Source organism: Vibrio sonorensis, assembly GCF_001854765.1.
Taxonomy (GTDB): domain Bacteria; phylum Pseudomonadota; class Gammaproteobacteria; order Enterobacterales; family Vibrionaceae; genus Vibrio; species Vibrio sonorensis.
In genome coordinates, this window is record NZ_LJJE01000112.1 from 86,229 (window position 1) to 101,900 (window position 15,672).

The following is a 15,672-nucleotide window of genomic DNA, read 5'->3' on the forward strand; positions in this document are numbered from 1 at the left end:
TTTTCACTAACGCACTAAGTTGTAATGAAAATCGGTCAATCTCAACTATTCTTTGTAATAGAGAGATACTAATAATAAAACGAGGTTGGCTATCGTGAGTTTGGCAGAAAAGGAGTTGGCTCGTACCCTATCCGTTGATTTAAAACACGCCTTGGTGTGGGTGGCACGAGCTTTGGATTATGTGGGTGTTGATGACATACACCACAATCATCGCGTTGCGTATATTGCATACGAGTGTTCAAAAGTATTAGGCTGGGATGCCAAGAAAAGCGAATTCTGTTTTATGGCTGGGCTTATCCATGATTGCGGTGTTTCAGAAACGGCTGAACATCAGCATTTGACCAGTGAGTTATTGCCTCCTAGTGTCGAAAAACACTGTGTTCAAGGCTACCATGCGCTGCAAAACTGTAAGCTGCTGAGTCAGTTTTCCAACATTATTTTGCATCACCACACTTTGTGGCGAGAGTTGGAATGTGTTCCCTTAACCCCTTACGAAAAAGACGTTGCAGCCTTAATTTTCTTGGCGGATAGAGTTGATATTATGCGCGTTTCAGCCATTCAAGGTCAGCATGAAGACTTAGTCACCTTGTACGCAGATGAAATCACCGATAAGTTGATAGCAAATCGGGGTAGCGTGTTTAGGCCGGATCTCGTTGATGCTATGTTAAAACTGGTTAGCAAAGATGGGTTTTGGTTTTCAATGGAGCCAGAACACATAGAAAGGATCCCGCAAAGTTTTACGCATTTAGATTGGCTAATGGACGGTTTATCCCTCGACTCCATTCTTCAACTAGGTACTTTTATCGCAGGAATTGTCGACGCAAAAAGTCCTTTTACTTATCAGCATTCCATTAAAGTTGCAGAGTTGGCGGAATATGTTGGAGAAAAACTCGGTTTGCCAAAACCAGAACTCAGTATGCTGTATGTTGCGGGGCTGGTACACGACATAGGCAAATTAAGAACCCCTGACCACATTTTGCATAAAGAGGGTAAATTGACACCAGAGGAATACACAAGAATCAAAAGGCACACCATAGATACAAGTATTGCACTGCAAATGGTTTTCCCACATTCTCAAATCGGTCTTTGGGCCTCAAATCATCATGAAAGGTTGAACGGTAAAGGTTATCCATTTAACAAAAAAGCGGGTGAACTTGATATGCCTTCACGAATATTAGCGGTTGTGGATGTGTTTCAAGCCCTGTCACAAGACAGGCCTTACCGAGGCCGGTTGGATGCTGATCAGATACACGAGATAATGGTAGAAATGGTCAATGAAGGTCAATTAGACCCATTAGTTTATGACTGTTTACATTCACACATGCAGGAATGTTATCAGCTATCAACGGATATTCATTAAAACTACTTGTATTACAGCGTGATGAACGTAAAGTGAGCATACGGCTTAGGAAGGAATTAAACTCTTTCCCATGAACTCTCGACCTTGTTAGGGTGCGCAAATGCTCGTACTACACAAATTTGTTTCTGCTTGGGACGTGGCGGACATTAGTCCATTTTGCATTAAAGTAGAAACGTACCTCAGATTTATCGATGTTAAGTTTGAGCTGAGAACCACCAATAACCGACGAAGCCAAACCAGTAAGTTACCCGTACTGCAAATTGATGATGAGTACGTAAGTGATTCCAATCAAATTATTGCTCGCTTAGAGCGTCAATCTCAATCAAGCTTGGATGCATCGCTTAATGAATCGCAAAGAATCACTGGGCGACTTTTGCGCTCTGCGATCGAACAAGACTTCTATTTTTTAATGATGTGGCATTATTACCAAGACGAACAAGGATTCGAGATTTATTGGCCGGAGCTAAAGCGCTATTGCTGCGAAATAGGTGTAAGGCCTTGGCTGCTTCCGTTTGTTAAAAAAGCAGTTCGCCGCAAGTTTCTCAAAGTTTTGCATGCTCAGGGAACCGGAAGAAAAAATCGGGAAGAGGTTGAAGAAGAAGCGTGTGAGATTCTATCACTAATCGCTTCAATTTTGGCTAACAAATCGTTTATCCACGGAGAGAAACCTACCACTATAGATGCGACGGTATATGGATTCCTGTCTAGAGTGTTGTTTAGCCCTTTTGAAGGCAAAGTAAAGGATCACCTGCAAAAGCAGGACAATCTCGTAAATTATTGTAAACGCATACAAACCAATTATTACTAGAGCAATGGATTGTTTTTAGGTGACGGCGTCACAGTGTAATGCTTAATGGGCACAAATGAGTCAGCCGTTATTTCACAGGGTTTTTTAGCCCCATATCCAGTATTTAAAGGGCCAAGAATGGGCGATAATACAAGCGAAACAGTATCCAGACGTCGCGGAAGACAAGGCTCAGCGAGCAACAAAAAAAGCCTCAAAATTCTGTTGGAGTTGGTTAAGTTTGTTCTTCCATACAAACTAAAAGTAGCGGCTGCTTTAGTCGCTTTGGTGTTCACCGCCGCACTTACCCTCTCGGTTGGTCATGGTGTTCGCCTTCTAATCGATAATGGTTTTGCAGAGCAGTCTCTGAATGAACTCTCTAGTGCGATACAGTTCATTTTAGTTGTGACCGTACTTATTTCTTCGGGCACTTTCTTTCGGTTTTACTTGGTTTCTTCCGTTGGCGAAAGAGTCAGTGCGGACATTCGGTTGGCCGTGTTTAACCACGTAATTAAACTCCATCCGAGCTATTTTGAACTCAACGGAAGCGGGGACATTATGTCTCGCTTAACGACCGATACGTCATTGTTGCAAACTATCATCGGGTCTTCCTTTTCGATGGCAATGAGAAGTGCCTTGTTGTGCTTCGGTGGCATGGTTATGCTTTTTGCCACCAACGTAAAACTAACACTTATCGTTTTAATATCAGTACCCTTTATTTTGCTTCCGATCCTTTTCTTTGGTCGCCGAGTAAGAGCACTATCGCGACATAGTCAGGACTCAATGGCTGACGTTGGTAGCTACGCCGGCGAAGCGATAGAGCACATTAAAACCGTCCAAAGTTACAGTTATGAGCCGCAAGAGCAAGCTTCGTTTGCTACAGAGGTAGAACGCGCCTATGAGCTTGGCCGACGACGTGTTACACAACGCGCCATTTTAATCTCAGCGGTCATAGCAATTGTATTTGGTGCTATCGCGGGGATGCTTTGGGTCGGAGGTAGCGATGTGATAAACGGTGTCATGTCGGCAGGGGACCTCGGGGCCTTTGTGTTTTATTCCATTATGGTGGCGTCTTCTATTGCTAACATTTCAGAAGTTTTTGGAGAGCTGCAAAGAGCCGCTGGTGCCACTGAACGTCTAATTGAAATTCTCCAAGTTAAAAGTGATATCCTAGCCCCATCTAATTCAAAATCGGTTGATTTGAATTCAGGTAAAGTAGCGTTTAACAATATTGATTTCTACTACCCATCTCGTCCGAATCAAGCGGCGATTGCAGGTTTAAATCTCGTCGCAGAAGAGGGAAAGATCCTCGCATTAGTCGGCCCCTCTGGCGCGGGTAAAACGACCTTATTTGAGCTTTTACAGCGTTTTTACGACCCTAGAGAAGGCGCAGTAACCCTTGGCAACATTGATATTAGAGACTTTGAACCGAGCGAACTTCGCAAAGAGATGGCATTAGTCCCACAACAGCCAGCGCTGTTTAGTAATGATGTATTTCACAATATTCGCTATGGCAGTCCAGATGCCACGGACGAAGATGTAATAGCAGCGGCTAAGAAGGCCCATGCCCACGACTTTATTACTAACTTGCCAGAGGGCTACAAAAGCTTTTTAGGTGAAAAAGGAGTAAGACTATCTGGTGGGCAAAAACAGCGCATCGCCATCGCTCGAGCCATTTTAAAAGACCCTAAAATTCTATTGTTGGATGAAGCGACCAGTGCTTTAGATAGCGAAAGTGAACACCACGTGCAACAAGAGCTTGATGAGTTGATGAAAGGAAGAACGACGATAATTATTGCACACCGACTATCCACCATTCAGCACGCCGACAAGATTGCGGTATTAGATCAAGGACAGTTGGTCGATATTGGATCGCACCAGAGTTTGCTACAAAGCTGCGAGCTATACCAAAGGTTAGTTGAACTGCAATTCAAGCATATAGCTTGATAGATGAGTTTTGTTTATTGATAGGACGCAACAACTTGCATTTTTGCAAGTGCTAACCTCGGATTTCGCATGTAAAAGGAAGACAGAAACCTATGTTAGAAAGAGTAGAGCAGATCGCACAAGCTAATGATCTAAAATACAAAACTGCAGGCAACGCAATGACGATAAAGTGGGGAGGTGCAATCGGCGGTAGGGTAAAGATAAAGTATCGTTCGGATACGAACTCTTATCTATACAGTTGCGGCGAGATTGGTGCGGTTCTAAGTGGATTAGTGTTCTTTACTCTAGCCTTTAACACCCTCTATCAGCCTAGTGAGTCAATATGGACTGGCTATCTAGCGGGGTTATTCTTTTTCATCGCAGTACAGAGTCTGTTGGACTTAGTATTGAGCCACATACAATTGCTCGATCTAAAACCACAGTTGAGAGCGGTAGGAATCAACCTAAAATCGGGTGTGATTTAGCCAAATTGACAGGGAACTATCGCTAATAGTCAAAAATAACAGTGCCGCGCAGTTAGCGTGTTACATTGATTAAATAAACGAAAACAACGATGATGTGCACCTTAGATACCCGTTAACTGTTATCGAACGGATACAATAGGGGGACAAAAAAGTATGTTTACAGTGATTGTTTGGCTTGTGGTCGGTGTAATCGGTAGTGCAGTCTTACTTCAATACGTTCACCGAAAGTCGCCAAAGACACGCCTTAATATCCTTGGGTGCGCGCTCATTATAGCGGCGCTAATTTACGTAGCTTTCGCAGCTTACGCGATTAACCTCAAGTGGGTTGGTATTGAGCTTGTTGGCGTTTTCATTTACGGCTGCTTTTTTGCTGTTGCTAAGCAAAAAGGGCTTATTTATCTAGCAATAGGTTGGATACTTCATCCGGTTTGGGATTTTGTTTTACACCTTTACGGCGCTGGTCATGAGTTTGCACCACAGTGGTACGCCATTATGTGCATTTCCTTCGACGTCACCGTTGCGGTGTACATCTTAATCCAAGCCCGTGTAGAAAATAGAGTTAATGCGAGATAACGTACGCTGTAGTGGCTGTAAGGGAGCAAATGATTTGCAACAATCTATCTCCCTATCGAATTCGGTCAGAGTGTATAATCAATGGCTAGGATCAAATCTCCTCTGTCTGTTGAGTTGCTAACAAGAGTGGAATTAGGATGCAATTACAAAAAATAGATAAACAGCTGTACCGTTCGCGTTTGAATATGGTGATCGTCGCCTGTATAGCCGTTCTCGCCGTGTTTAGCTTAGTTATCTCTCAAACATTGATTTACTTGTTTCCGTCCGACTCTGGCTCTCATTTTCACTGGAACTTACTTGGCGTTGCGGCGAGTGCAGCAGGTGTCGTGGCATCATTAATCAAACTGAAAACTCATCCAAAGATGTTCGAAGTGGCGTATGTGTGGGATTTAAAACACTCGTTAAACCTTATTTATCGCAAAAACAGAGCGCTTCAAGCGGCAGCTGAAGAAGGTAATGCCGATGCAATGCTGGCGCTTGGATTTAGCTATCAAGGTTCGCGACAGCTTTGGCAACTCGATGACAACACAATTACGATGAACAGTCTAAATACCGCTCAAGCAAAACTCGATGAGCTAACTGAAAAGTACAATGTACAGTTAGACATCACTCAATATCGCTCAGAAATTTTGAAGTCGTTTTAAAGGTTTTTGCTTAATCGAGCTTTTAATATTTAAATCGGGTTGTTCCTATTCATCGATGCGCTTTTGATTGAAAATTTCATTACCAAAACGCCGTTTGAACCACCAAGGAACTGTAGGGCCGATAACGCACTATCCCGCCAATCTCGATTGAGGCTGCTTTTTGCGATAAGCCCTTGGAGACAATTGCTTGTAGGACTTAAACAAGCGATTAAAATTGGAAGCATTTTGGTATCCAACAGATTGACAGATGTAGCTGATGCTTAAATCCGTGGTCTCTAACAGGTAGGCGGCCTTGCTCAAACGGATCTTTGTCAGACGCTCGCTAAAACTCTCGCCAAAGCTTTTCTTAAACAATCGATGCAATGTACTTTTGCTGCAGTGAATCTGTTCTGACAGCGACTCTAAAGTGATCTCTTTGTTGTAGTTATCTTCCAAATAGTCGGCGATAAACTGTATTTTGTCGCGCTTTTGAATGGGGTTAGGCAGGTCGTCTTTACCTAATGTCAGCGTTTTTGCGTTCTGATCAGAAGCAATATGAGACAGGCACTTAAGCAAAACAGTGAGCTGAATTAAGGTACTGTCCGTGTAATTGATTTCGTTGATCGCTCTTAGCGCGGAACGAGCCGTATCACTAGAAAAGCGAATAACTCTTGGGGAGTGCGAAATCATCTTGCCCAAGGGTTTCATTTCAATGCAGTACTGAAATGCTTGATTGAGCCAAGTTTTGTCAACCCACATAAGGTGCAACTCGCCATTTGGGTTGTTTTGAGATTCCAAAATCAACTGGTGAGGGGTTCCTGATGGGATCATGATCAATGAAAAAGGCGTGAGCTCAACGCTGGTTCCCGCAATATTGACCATACCGCGATAGTTGGCACTGAGGATAAACTCGTGCTCGTTGTGATAATGATAGCTGGCTTTATAGTCAGAAAAGTCAGGCATATAGTGACGCCAAGAATAGCCAGGTCGTATTAACGTTTTCTCATGAGTTATCTTCATCGCAAGTACCACTCAACCTTTATGAAACTCAGTGTACTTTAAAAATGTCTCTCTTTTGTCAGGGATGACAACAAAATGCCAATTAATGACAATATAGTATCAATTTAAAATTAACGTTAAGAGAGTGGATTATTCTAATGGTCTGATTTATATGGTTAATTTTTAAGTAAGGTGAAAGAGTAGTAAAAGAGTGGAGGGCTAGTATCAATCCCGCCTAAACAGCCCTAAAAATGACATTAAGAGTTTAAGTTCTGGGTTTGGAAGCGAGTAGAACAATCACGTTAATAAGTTTTATGTAAATAAATGATAACGATTGTTATTTACTTGATCCAAATTAATATTGACAAGTTTAGTAACATCTAAGCTAACCGTACAACAAGACCATAAAGACGCTTAAAAGTAAAAGTGTGAAGAAAAAGGGAAGAAGATGACTAAGTTATCGATAGCTACATTGCTTGCGACACTGATGCCTTTCAGCACTATGGCACATACTGCTTTGATGTCCTGCTACGACGAGGGAAATGGCTACCTTATTTGTGAAGGTGGCTTTAGCGACGGTGCAAGTGCAGAAGGTGTTGAATTTCGAATAGAACAGAATGGCAATGCTATTTTGCAAACTAAGTTAGATGAGTTTGGCGAGGTCTATTTTGAAAAGCCAAAAGGAGACTTCACCGTAGTACTCAATGCCGGTGAAGGACACGTTGTGTATATCGATGGACAGGATATATCGGAGTAGAAATGGAGATTTGTGATAAAAGGGTTATTGAAATCAATAACCTCTGCCATAGCTATGGGAGTAAGGCGATTTACAAGGACCTCAATCTAAGTATTAATAAAGGCACCATATTTGGATTGTTAGGAAAAAACGGTGTCGGCAAATCGACGCTGATTAACTTGTTAATGGGGTATTTAAAACCAGAGAGTGGTGACTGCCTCGTATTTGGCGAACATGCCAACCGGCTAAACCCAAAAACAAGAGCTCGTATTGCGCTGTTGTATGAGGGGTTTATTAGCTATGATTCTATGACGATTCGCCAAGCAGAACAGTTTTTCTCATCCTTTTATCCTCTTTGGCAAACAAAACATTTTGATGAGTTGATGGACCTAATGGACGTCGACTTTAACCAGACGCTTTCCTCTCTTTCATTTGGCCAAAAGTCACAAGTTATTTTGGGGCTTTTAATGGCCCAGAATGCGGATCTATTAATCCTAGATGATTACTCCATGGGGTTAGATGCCGGTTATCGCCGCCTTTTTATCGACTATCTAAGCGAATATTTAGAAGGTACGCAAAAAACCGTATTGATAACGACCCATGTAATGAGTGATCTAGAGTCATTAGTTGACCAAATCGCGATTGTTGACCGAACTACCTCGGTGTATCAAAGCAGTATGTCAGATTTTAATCAAGCGTTTCAGTGCTATACGGTGGAAGAAGGTCAAGTTTCAAAAAATGCACGTTACGTTCATAGATTAGAGCAACACCGACAAAAACAACACGTGTATTCGTTCGCCTCTCAAGATGAGTTAGAGTTTGAGTTGGGTGTGACATTACGCCCGTTGAACCAGAGCTTTGAAGATCGCTTTTTAGGCTATGTGGGGAAATATTGATGAACATCGCTCCAATCTATCTTAAAGAGTGGTTAAAACTGCGTTGGTTTGCTTTGGCGTTGTGGGCTGTCGCATTGGTCTCAAGTGCGTACTTTGCCGCAGACTTGGTTAATCAGTTTGCCAACATCGAACCCGAATCCATGATGTGGTATCGCTTTGTTCACCTAAGGGACAAACCTTACGCTTGGATCACCTATTTCTTTTTAGCCAATGGTTTCTTGGTGGCCGTTTGTCAGTACGTACCAGAAGTGCTCAAGCGAACCGTTAGAATACTGACTCATTTGCCCATTCCATTAAATCAGGTGATTAGGCAACACCTAATCGCCGGATTCGCTTTGCTAATTGTACTGAATGGAACCTTGTCTTTGGCCGTTATGGCGACAATGAAACAGTATTACCCCACACATATCCTGTGGGAAGTAGTAAAAGACTTGGCTTTCGCCCAACTGCCAGCACTGGTTATGTATATGGGTCTTTCTTCTGTGATCATAGAGAGTCAACGTCGCTATCAAGCATTAAAGCTATTGCTGACATTTTCTGCGGTGTTTGCGATTACCAAAGAGCTTTATCACACAAAAGATCTGTGGGCCTTACTGCTCGTTGCATGGTTAGCACTGCCAGTTAAAGACAGTTTTTTAAGTGTTAAAACACGTCGCTTAAATTATTTTGCCTATCGTCTAATCATAGCGCCGATTGTGATTGCTTTGTGCTTGGTAACAGGCTGGCAATTAGAGCAGCGTTACCATACGCCGCATCAAAAGTATTACGTGTTTTACTCCGATGTACTCAACGATTTTGTGTACCAAGAAAATGGCGCTAATCACACATTTCATTACGGTACTCAAGATAGCGCAATCAGCAAGGCTGAGTTTGAAAGTGCGTTGCCTTTTGTATACTGGAAAAATCTAGATATTCAAGGCAAGTTACCTATTACTATCGGTGATGTGACCTTTGATAAACGCACCATACGCGCGGCAAGAATGAGCCTGCAATACAGTGCAGATAAGTTGCATTCCAGCGAAGTAAAACTCTACCCCCTGTTTAATCCAATAAGCTCAAAAGGCAGTATTCGTTTTCCCGAAATGGCGGTAGCGTTTGAAAATGATCGACTTGCTATTTTGGCTGCTGAAACAGCGCGAGAAGACGAGGCATTGAGCTTTGTCGCCAATCAACTTGCCGCTTACTACTCAGTGGCGTTTCCCGTTCGCAATGTGTGGGGAAAGACGACCAACATGAAACCGTTCGATTGGGGGTACTTTGTTCAAGATGCCAATGGCAGGCTGTTTAACTTCGGTCGCGCAGATAACAAATTGTATTTAAAACCAGTAAAAACGCCTGAAGATGTCGGAGATATAGAATACGTTCAAGTCGCAGAAAATCGCCACAAAAAGTTCTATGGCTACGCAATTAACAGTCGCAGTAAGGTGTATTTGATTTCTTACCCGAATTATCAGTTCATTCCGCTGGATTTAGAAGGCTTTAATCACAAAACTATGTCATTCCAACTGCTTGCTGATCCAGTTAACTACGTGGTTCGATTCAACGATGGAGTGCACTATAACGCGGTTAGGTTTAGCAAAAATTACGAAAAGTTAGACAGCGTGGTGTTTGAATAATTTATAAGGCGAGGGAGTGACAGGTCAGCAAGTCGCCTTGCTAACCGACCAGTTGTTGATCGATCAAAGCAAACTACAAGTCTATGGTACGCAAGGGAAGCTGGTTGATGGACGCCTAGTTATAGACCGTATTGAAAATTCTTTATTAGTGTATATCAGGCGCAAAGACCTGAGAACATCACCGCTAGAAGAATACATAAACTTGTTGGAGTAGGCCTACGGCGTCAGTGAATAATTTTTATTACCTAATAAAAGCAAAATAAACTGAACGTCAAAGACAGATAAAATATGAAGATTATCGAAGCAAACGTTACCGACATCTCAGATATGAATGAAGTAATAGTTGCTGCAAAAAAGCACTGGGGTTATTCACAAGACCAACTGGCATTATGGCTACCTGATCTCTTGGTCAACGAGAATACATTAAAAGAAAGGCAGTTTTGGTTGTTGGTCGATAATAGCGCTATCATCGGAGTGAGTTCAGTCTCTCAGCAAACGGAAGAAGAGTACGAGCTTGAAGATTGCTGGGTCTTACCATCGCAAATAGGAACAGGTGCTGGAAAACACTTATTTGCTCATGTGGTTAACTGGCTGCAAAATCGCAATGCAAAAAACCTGACTATAGTGTCTGATCCGAGTGCGCGGGGGTTTTATGAGCATATGGGAGCTGAGTTGATAAGAATGAAACCTTCCGTTCCGAAGGGGAGGGTGATTCCAGTGTTAAATCTAGCGCTATAAGTTTTTTCTAGTGTATCGAGTAAATAGATTAGTGCTAGTAACCTTGGCTGAACTCATGATTTCTTGATACTAAGATTTTACTGGCATTCCTACTGCAGAATTCACAGATATGATAGTATCGCCTATTCAACAAGTCCCCTAATCACAATTAATCAACACTCTCGTTGTAGTTACCCGCTGTATCGGTAAGGAAGAGATCATGAGCCATGAACACTTTAAAGGAAAGTTTGAAGTCGAACTAAAGTACCGACTGGAGTCCAAGTCAGCGTTTTTAGAGACACTGAGCCAGTTACCCCATGAAGTGATGGTAGAAGACAATACGGAAACCGATTGGTATTTCGACACTCCAGATAGAAAACTACACTCCGAAAACAAAAGTATCAGTATTCGAACTATGGAGCCTTCTGGAATTAAACTTTGGATAGTGAAAGGCCCAGAAAAAGATAAATGCGAAGCCACGGATATAACTGATGACAAAAACGCGCGGAGCATGCTCCAAACCATGGGGTTTGAGGTATCGTTGAAGGCGATGAAAACCCGCAGTATCTACTTCTTAGGTAAGTTCCATATTACGGTCGACTCTTTAGCTGGTATCGGCGATTTTGCTGAGTTTGCGATTATGACCGATGACGAAACTAAATTGTCTCAGTACAAATCTGAATTACTCGGCCTTGCAGAAAAGTTCGGCTTAACCGACAGTGCGCTTCAAACTAAATCATATAAACAGATGTTTGATGAGTTAGCTAACTCGAAGGCATAAGCATGATCAGAACCGCAACCGTCAGCGACCTAGAACCACTCATTGAACTACTTTGCATTGAGAATCAGCACAATGCGAGTTTGGCTTCGGATACCATTTGCGAAACCGTTGATGTACTAACTCATCAAGAGCTAGAAGAGATTTTGGCGGATAGCAGTCAACAGCTATTTGTGTGGGAAAGTGTCAATACAATACACGGCGCCCTATTGGGGAATCTGGTTCGAGTCAATCGTCATCGTTGGACACAAAAACGATGCTTTGGCTATGTTCAAGAACTCGTTGTACATCCAAAAGCTAGGCGAAAAGGGATTGCTAAATTATTGGTCGATGCTTTTTCTAAATGGGCTTTAGAACATCAGGCAACACATATAGATCTGCATGTCTGGGCGAACAACGAACAGGCAATTGGCTTCTATGAAAAATACGGTTTTAACACGAAGCAATTGCTATTGAGCAAAGCCGTAATATCCATCGAATCAAAGCAGAGGTGAAGTTTAAGTGGAGCCCTCTTGTCTTAACTATACGGAACGTACCGCAACTCAAGCTGACTATATATTTCTATTTCAGTTGAAGAAAAAAACTGAATACGACGTGATAGAACAGGTGTTTGGTTGGTATGATCATATCCAGCAGGATATACATGCAAAAGAGTGGCAAGAGGGAAAACCCACCGTCATAGAAATCGATGGTGTTCGCGCTGGAAGCTATTGGCTCAATGAAGAAAGTGACCATTTTTACTTGGGTCGATTTTATATACTTCCGGAATTTCAAAATAAGGGGCTGGGCAGCCGTATACTAAAGCAATGCATCGCTATCGCTAATGGTAAGAAAAAACCGATAAAGCTGTGCTATTTGGTGAACAACAAAGTTGGTGCGTTATACAGGAGATATGGCTTTCAAGAAGTAAGCAAAGACCAACACTTTTTCTACATGACCTACGTTAGTCATTGCGACTCAAAGTAACGCCTCCCGTTCTTAACATCTTCTAAGAAAACATAATTATTACAAAGGAACAGTCCACTATGGTGATCTTTCTAAATGGTACAACGAGCAGTGGAAAGACAAGTTTGAGTAAAGCACTGCAAAATGCGTCATCTGAGTTTTTGCTTCACGTGTCAGTTGACAACTTTCTGTCGCAAATATCAGAAAAAGACATGGGTAACCAAGCGTTAATGGCAGAGGCCTTTCCTAATATTGTCAAAGGTTTTCACGCTTCGGCAGCGGCTACGGCAAGAGCCGGTAACAAGTTAGTTGTGGACTATGTGCTGCAAGATCAGGTTTGGTTAGAGGATTGTGTCAACGCCTTTAAAGGGTTAGATGTCCTATTTGTCGGTGTCCACTGCCCACTAGAAATTTTAGAGCAACGGGAAAAAGAGCGCGGAGATCGCCATGTTGCGGAGCGCGTTTTCAGTTCGATCGCGTCCATGCCCATGATAAATATGACATAGAGATTGACACCGCTTCACACACGCTTGAGGAAAACGTAGAACGCATACTAAGTTACATAGAAGAGGGCAATCGATTTAACGCGTTTGATGAGCTAAGAGCCAAGTACCAACAACGCACTTTGGGAGCATAAATGTACGGGAACAAATTGAGGTCAAACCGGATGGCAACACTTTAAGTGATAAGGAAGAGTTAAGTGATAAGGAAAGCGAAGTACTCCGACAGTAGCATTTTGGCCGCTTTATCTATACAGGTTTGGCTAGACACGTACGCGATTTACGGTGTGAATAGCGCGTTAGCCAACTATACACTTTCGACGTTCCATAAAGCGTACTTCGACCATTTACTAGCAGATAGCAACATCCAGATATGGGTTTACGTGGTCGAAGAACATATTGTTGGCTATATCGCAATCGATGTATCTAAAGAAAAATCTGTTAACGGCAAAGGCTTTGAAGTAACGACATTGTATGTATCGCGCCATTTCCAAGGAAAGGGAGTGGGCCGGTCGTTGCTCAAACAGGTACAGACTGACCTCGGATTACCATTCTGGTTATCGGTGTGGATTGGAAATGAGTCAGCGTTGGCGTTCTATCAACATATTGGTATGACAATCGAAGGTGAAACCTATTTTGAGCTCGACAATGAGCAGCACAAAAATCTCGTATTGGTGCTTAACGAGTGAGAGAAGAGATACGTAACCAAAGTTGGTAATCGCTAGTAACTTTCCCTTCTTATTTAAAAACTTACTGATAAACTAGTCATCCAATAATAAGAGCAAACGCTCAACAACAAAGTTCAGCTTATTAAGGATGATAACAATGGAAATTTCACAAGCAACGATAAAAGATGTTGCACAAATTGCACCACTATTCGATCGCTACCGAGTGTTTTACCAACAACAGAGCGATGTGGAACTGGCTACCCAATTTATTGTTGAGCGACTTAGCAACAATCAGTCGGTAATTCTTTTTGCAAAAGACGACGCTGGGAATACCGTTGGTTTTACTCAGCTTTATCCTACTTTTTCTTCTGTTTCCGCTAAGCCGAGTTTGATCCTTAACGATCTCTATGTAGAACAAGAACAGCGCGGGAAAGGGATAGGTAAAGCGCTGTTAATTGCAGCAAAAGAATATGCCAACAAGTGGGCGCAAAAGGACTGGCTTTAGAAACAGCGGTCGATAATCACAACGCGCAAAAATTATACGAATCGCTGGGTTATGAGCGCGAGACAGAGTATTACAGCTACTTTTTAACGGTCTAACAACTGTTGTTATTGCGATAAATATCACTAAGCGTCATCGACTTATTTACACTCTGGAATACATCTCAATCTTTGAGTGATACGCTATACCCTATAATGTATCACTCTCGCTTACAGGTAAACGAGATACATAGATTGAGCCAAGTTGTAGTAGGTAGTCGAGATGATTAGTACAAAAGAAAACCAATATTGCTCCGAATGTGCAGATACCAAACAACACATTGTTGTTCTGGTAAGAAAATCAGCAGGCTTTGAAGGTGAGCAACACCAAAGCATTAAACAATTTATTACCGCGATGATAAAAAGTTGGTCGTTTGGTGCTTTCTTATCTTCAATGGACGATTTTGAGCGCCACATAATTTGTGAAACTTGTGGCGCCAAAAGAGTGGAAGAGTAAAAAATTAATGGAGGATACACTGTCGGCGTATCCTCATTATTCAACGGCGGTTACTGATCCAGCACTAACTTGTAAAATGAGGCTTGAGTGTAATCTCCGGCTTCCATACCTCTATCTTCACACCCAGAGCTTTGCGTATTACATTGATTATATGCTCCTGCTTTAAAGTACATCCAATCTTGCCCATAACTGGTGTCGAGTTGTTCTTCACCGGGATAGGGTTTGGCTAGATCAACAGAGAACTCCACGCGCTTTTCATCTTGGCTACCTAGATTTCGAGTGAACGTCAGATTCATCACTGTACCGACAATCTCGACATCGTAAGCAAACAGTTCGCCAAGCTTAATACCATCCGTTGGGTCAGGGCTTTGCTTGGTAAGCTTTTTGTGACCGAAAACATCGTGAGAAATGTCGAATCTGTCTTTTTTGTCTTTGGGATTAATCTCGTAGTTCCAAAAGACACTGCCGTATTGATGGTTTGGCATTTTTCGATAGTAAATTTTTAATGGTTCATTGTTTGAACCGTGTATCTGCCCAATAACCACAGAGTGAGCGCCCATTTTTTTGTCGTCTCCGCTTGTACTTACCGCATCCACAGTAAGAACGGCAGATAAGCGACCGCCAATGGCACCAAAGTCTTTAGCATTGGGATGACTCTCAACTGCAAAGTTAGTCGCTGGTGCTTTGTATTGATAAGCTTGTGTCTCATCAAGCATAGCGCGCAGTTCACTGCGAGTGTTTCTACTATTGGGAGTCGTAGAACCCGCATTAGGCGCGACAAATACAACTGCACCTGTATCAGCATCGGTATAAAAGTAGTCTGGATGAACATAGGGGTAGTTAACGTAGTTAGATGCGCGGCAGTAATCTCCATTGTTTTCCCTTTGCGTTCTGGCGTTTTATCTTCAATGGGCAAGTTAATTTTCCATTTACGCATATCGAAGTTTTCAGCTGGAGCATTTTGTGGATCAAGCTTGTCGATCAGGGATTGCTTGAAGGGAGAATCTTCAGCAGTAGCGGAATAAGGTAATACAGACAGAATAGTGACAGCTAAGATAGAATTACGCAT

At 42.3% G+C, this 15,672-nt stretch carries 19 protein-coding genes and 1 pseudogene; 18 read left to right on the top strand and 2 right to left on the bottom strand.

Annotation, left to right across the window (positions count from 1 at the left end):
- Positions 1-91 precede the first annotated feature (91 nt).
- The 6 genes from BLO31_RS20270 (at position 92) to BLO31_RS20295 (ending at position 5,772) form a co-directional block, all read left to right on the top strand.
- On the top strand, positions 92-1,360 hold the full coding sequence (locus BLO31_RS20270; protein ID WP_425425317.1) for an HD domain-containing phosphohydrolase: 1,269 nt from the start codon (positions 92-94) through the stop codon (positions 1,358-1,360).
- Positions 1,361-1,460: 100 nt separating this feature from the next.
- Positions 1,461-2,168, top strand: coding sequence for a glutathione S-transferase family protein (locus BLO31_RS20275; protein WP_070971142.1), 708 nt, complete (start codon positions 1,461-1,463; stop codon positions 2,166-2,168).
- A 117-nt stretch (positions 2,169-2,285) separates the two neighbouring features.
- Positions 2,286-4,091, top strand: a complete 1,806-nt coding sequence (locus tag BLO31_RS20280) for an ABC transporter transmembrane domain-containing protein (RefSeq protein ID WP_070971630.1) — start codon at positions 2,286-2,288, stop codon at positions 4,089-4,091.
- Between the two features lie 92 nt (positions 4,092-4,183).
- The gene (locus BLO31_RS20285; RefSeq protein ID WP_070971145.1) at positions 4,184-4,555 is read left to right on the top strand and encodes a hypothetical protein; all 372 of its coding nucleotides are present in this window, start codon (positions 4,184-4,186) and stop codon (positions 4,553-4,555) included.
- A 153-nt stretch (positions 4,556-4,708) separates the two neighbouring features.
- Positions 4,709-5,128: a DUF6010 family protein gene (locus BLO31_RS20290; protein WP_070971149.1), complete on the top strand. Its 420-nt coding sequence runs from the start codon at positions 4,709-4,711 to the stop codon at positions 5,126-5,128.
- A 137-nt stretch (positions 5,129-5,265) separates the two neighbouring features.
- Positions 5,266-5,772 carry a DUF3087 domain-containing protein gene (locus BLO31_RS20295; RefSeq protein WP_070971152.1) on the top strand — a complete coding sequence of 169 codons (507 nt, stop codon included), beginning with the start codon at positions 5,266-5,268 and terminating at the stop codon, positions 5,770-5,772.
- Between the two features lie 129 nt (positions 5,773-5,901).
- Here BLO31_RS20295 and BLO31_RS20300 read toward each other — a convergent pair whose 3' ends face one another.
- Entirely contained in the window at positions 5,902-6,771 is an 870-nt protein-coding gene (locus BLO31_RS20300; protein WP_084659960.1) for an AraC family transcriptional regulator, read from the bottom strand.
- A gap of 427 nt (positions 6,772-7,198) precedes the next feature.
- Here BLO31_RS20300 and BLO31_RS20305 point away from each other — a divergent pair, with 427 nt between their 5' ends.
- From BLO31_RS20305 to BLO31_RS20360, 12 genes are all read left to right on the top strand, one after another.
- Positions 7,199-7,507 carry a hypothetical protein gene (locus BLO31_RS20305; protein ID WP_070971156.1) on the top strand — a complete coding sequence of 103 codons (309 nt, stop codon included), beginning with the start codon at positions 7,199-7,201 and terminating at the stop codon, positions 7,505-7,507.
- 2 nt (positions 7,508-7,509) lie between these two features.
- Complete coding sequence (locus tag BLO31_RS20310) at positions 7,510-8,382, top strand: ABC transporter ATP-binding protein (RefSeq protein ID WP_070971159.1); 873 nt, start codon at positions 7,510-7,512, stop codon at positions 8,380-8,382.
- Positions 8,382-9,998, top strand: a complete 1,617-nt coding sequence (locus BLO31_RS20315) for a DUF4857 domain-containing protein (protein ID WP_070971162.1) — start codon at positions 8,382-8,384, stop codon at positions 9,996-9,998. The genes BLO31_RS20310 and BLO31_RS20315 overlap by 1 nt, the downstream gene beginning before the upstream one ends.
- A gap of 16 nt (positions 9,999-10,014) precedes the next feature.
- A complete protein-coding gene (locus BLO31_RS20320; RefSeq protein ID WP_070971165.1) occupies positions 10,015-10,212 on the top strand; it encodes a DUF6624 domain-containing protein in 198 nt (65 codons plus the stop codon).
- Positions 10,213-10,286: 74 nt separating this feature from the next.
- Positions 10,287-10,736, top strand: coding sequence for a GNAT family N-acetyltransferase (locus BLO31_RS20325; protein ID WP_070971168.1), 450 nt, complete (start codon positions 10,287-10,289; stop codon positions 10,734-10,736).
- Positions 10,737-10,935: 199 nt separating this feature from the next.
- The gene (gene cyaB / locus BLO31_RS20330; protein WP_070971171.1) at positions 10,936-11,496 is read left to right on the top strand and encodes a class IV adenylate cyclase; all 561 of its coding nucleotides are present in this window, start codon (positions 10,936-10,938) and stop codon (positions 11,494-11,496) included.
- Between the two features lie 2 nt (positions 11,497-11,498).
- Entirely contained in the window at positions 11,499-11,987 is a 489-nt protein-coding gene (locus BLO31_RS20335; protein WP_070971174.1) for a GNAT family N-acetyltransferase, read from the top strand.
- A gap of 7 nt (positions 11,988-11,994) precedes the next feature.
- The gene (locus tag BLO31_RS20340) at positions 11,995-12,459 is read left to right on the top strand and encodes a GNAT family N-acetyltransferase (protein WP_070971177.1); all 465 of its coding nucleotides are present in this window, start codon (positions 11,995-11,997) and stop codon (positions 12,457-12,459) included.
- A gap of 59 nt (positions 12,460-12,518) precedes the next feature.
- On the top strand, positions 12,519-12,944 hold the full coding sequence (locus BLO31_RS20345) for a phosphotransferase-like protein (protein WP_070971180.1): 426 nt from the start codon (positions 12,519-12,521) through the stop codon (positions 12,942-12,944).
- Positions 12,945-13,138: 194 nt separating this feature from the next.
- Complete coding sequence (locus BLO31_RS20350) at positions 13,139-13,627, top strand: GNAT family N-acetyltransferase (protein ID WP_070971183.1); 489 nt, start codon at positions 13,139-13,141, stop codon at positions 13,625-13,627.
- Between the two features lie 136 nt (positions 13,628-13,763).
- A complete protein-coding gene (locus BLO31_RS20355) occupies positions 13,764-14,111 on the top strand; it encodes a GNAT family N-acetyltransferase (RefSeq protein WP_342668999.1) in 348 nt (115 codons plus the stop codon).
- Positions 14,112-14,369: 258 nt separating this feature from the next.
- Positions 14,370-14,603, top strand: coding sequence for a hypothetical protein (locus BLO31_RS20360; protein WP_070971186.1), 234 nt, complete (start codon positions 14,370-14,372; stop codon positions 14,601-14,603).
- A gap of 50 nt (positions 14,604-14,653) precedes the next feature.
- Here the strand turns inward: BLO31_RS20360 and BLO31_RS20365 are convergent.
- Positions 14,654-15,672: pseudogene (locus tag BLO31_RS20365) on the bottom strand (polysaccharide lyase family 7 protein).

Bases quoted from the DNA above. Each gene is read 5' to 3' on its own strand.
- BLO31_RS20275 (WP_070971142.1), top strand. From the start codon at position 1,461: ATGCTCGTACTACACAAATTTGTTTCTGCTTGGGACGTGGCGGACATT.
- BLO31_RS20280 (WP_070971630.1), top strand. From the start codon at position 2,286: ATGGGCGATAATACAAGCGAAACAGTATCCAGACGTCGCGGAAGACAA.
- BLO31_RS20285 (WP_070971145.1), top strand. From the start codon at position 4,184: ATGTTAGAAAGAGTAGAGCAGATCGCACAAGCTAATGATCTAAAATAC.
- BLO31_RS20290 (WP_070971149.1), top strand. From the start codon at position 4,709: ATGTTTACAGTGATTGTTTGGCTTGTGGTCGGTGTAATCGGTAGTGCA.
- BLO31_RS20295 (WP_070971152.1), top strand. From the start codon at position 5,266: ATGCAATTACAAAAAATAGATAAACAGCTGTACCGTTCGCGTTTGAAT.
- BLO31_RS20300 (WP_084659960.1), bottom strand. From the start codon at position 6,771: ATGAAGATAACTCATGAGAAAACGTTAATACGACCTGGCTATTCTTGG.
- BLO31_RS20305 (WP_070971156.1), top strand. From the start codon at position 7,199: ATGACTAAGTTATCGATAGCTACATTGCTTGCGACACTGATGCCTTTC.
- BLO31_RS20310 (WP_070971159.1), top strand. From the start codon at position 7,510: ATGGAGATTTGTGATAAAAGGGTTATTGAAATCAATAACCTCTGCCAT.
- BLO31_RS20315 (WP_070971162.1), top strand. From the start codon at position 8,382: ATGAACATCGCTCCAATCTATCTTAAAGAGTGGTTAAAACTGCGTTGG.
- BLO31_RS20325 (WP_070971168.1), top strand. From the start codon at position 10,287: ATGAAGATTATCGAAGCAAACGTTACCGACATCTCAGATATGAATGAA.
- cyaB (WP_070971171.1), top strand. From the start codon at position 10,936: ATGAGCCATGAACACTTTAAAGGAAAGTTTGAAGTCGAACTAAAGTAC.
- BLO31_RS20335 (WP_070971174.1), top strand. From the start codon at position 11,499: ATGATCAGAACCGCAACCGTCAGCGACCTAGAACCACTCATTGAACTA.
- BLO31_RS20345 (WP_070971180.1), top strand. From the start codon at position 12,519: ATGGTGATCTTTCTAAATGGTACAACGAGCAGTGGAAAGACAAGTTTG.
- BLO31_RS20355 (WP_342668999.1), top strand. From the start codon at position 13,764: ATGGAAATTTCACAAGCAACGATAAAAGATGTTGCACAAATTGCACCA.
- BLO31_RS20360 (WP_070971186.1), top strand. From the start codon at position 14,370: ATGATTAGTACAAAAGAAAACCAATATTGCTCCGAATGTGCAGATACC.